The following is a 1,480-nucleotide window of genomic DNA, read 5'->3' as shown; positions in this document are numbered from 1 at the left end:
AGAACTCGGCGAAGGCGCCGCCCCTGGCCAGCAGTTCCGCCGGGCTGCCCTGTTCGGCGATCGCCCCGTCCGCGAGCATCACGACGGTGTCGGCCTCGGCGACGGTCTCCAGGCGGTGGGCGATGACCAGCGTCGTCCTGTCGTCGCCGGCGGGGGTGGCGAGGGTGCGGCGCACCGCGAGTTCGGTCTGCGGGTCGGCAAAGGAGGTCGCCTCGTCGAGTACGAGCACGGGGGCGGCGGCGAGCAGGGCGCGGGCGAGGGAGAGGCGCTGCGCCTCGCCCCCGGACAGCTCCGCCTCCTGCCCGATCACCGTGTCGTAGCCGCGGGGCAGTTCGAGGATCCGGTCGTGGATGTGCGCCCGGCGGGCGGCGCCGATCACGTCCTCCCTGCTTGCCTGCGGTACGGCGAGGGCGATGTTGTCGGCGGCGGAGGCGCGCAGCAGGCGGACGTCCTGGAAGACGAAGGAGACCGCGCGGTACAGGTCGGAGCCGGCCATGTCGCGGAGGTCGACGCCGCCGAGGAGCACCGCGCCCCGGTCGGGGTCGAAGAACCGCGGCAGCAACTGGACCAGGGTGGACTTCCCGCTGCCCGACGGGCCGACGACCGCGGTGACGGTGCCCGGTTCGAGAACCAGGTCGATCCCGCGCAGCACGTCGCGCTCCGGCCCGTAGCCGAACCGGACGCCGCGCAGCTCGATGCGGTGCCCGCGCGGTGTGAGCGGGCGGGCGGGCTGCGGCAGCGGGTCCACGTCGAGTACGTCCCGGATGCGCCCGACGGCGCGGCGCGCGCCCCGCAGGTCGTCGAAGCCGTGGCCGAGGGCGACGACGGGGGCGGTGAGGCCGAGGCCGAGGAGGAGGAACGGCAGGAGGTCGGCGGGGGCCAGGGCACCGGCCGTGATCATGGAGGTGCCGCCGACGAGCACGACCAGCAGCACGAACGGCGGCGACAGAGCCACCTGCATGCCCGCCCCGATCGGGGAGAGGCCGTGGACCATCCGCTTGAAGGTGTCGGCGAAGTCGTCGGCGGCGGTACGGAACGCGCGGTGCGCGCGCTCGCCGCCGCCGAACGCCTTGACCTCGGCGATCCCCTGCACGAACTCGACCGACGCGCTGGAGATCCGGCCCATGGCCGCGTCGAACTCCTCCTGGTCGCGCACCCGCGCGGGCGCCATGAAGAGCGGAACGTGCGCGAGGGCGAGGACCACCGGGACGAGCGTGACGAGCGTGAGCCGCCAGTCGACGGTGAAGAGGTACGCCAGGGAGGCGGCCGGGACGACGAAGGCGGAGATCAGCTCGCTGGGCGCGTGCGCGATGAGGGGGTGCATCGCACCCACGTCCTCCCCGACCACCTTGGCCAGCTCGCCGGTCCGGCGGCGGGAGAACCAGCCGATGGGCACGCGGCCCAGGCGGGCCGCCAGCCGGCGGCGGAACGCCAACTGCACCCGGCCGTCGAGGAGATGGCCGGCACCGGACGAGGCGGC

The 1,480-nt window shown here is 74.6% G+C and carries 1 protein-coding gene; it reads right to left on the bottom strand.

The window, feature by feature from the left end; translation table 11 throughout:
• Nucleotides 1-1,480: ABC transporter ATP-binding protein (locus tag H5J30_RS32865; RefSeq protein WP_181791339.1), on the bottom strand; the 1,480-nt coding region annotated here is incomplete at both ends.

This window comes from Streptomyces phytophilus (assembly GCF_013870535.1).
Classification (GTDB): domain Bacteria; phylum Actinomycetota; class Actinomycetes; order Streptomycetales; family Streptomycetaceae; genus Streptomyces; species Streptomyces phytophilus.
Note: the sequence above shows the minus strand (reverse complement) of the source record. Positions and strands in the feature narration are given on the sequence as shown.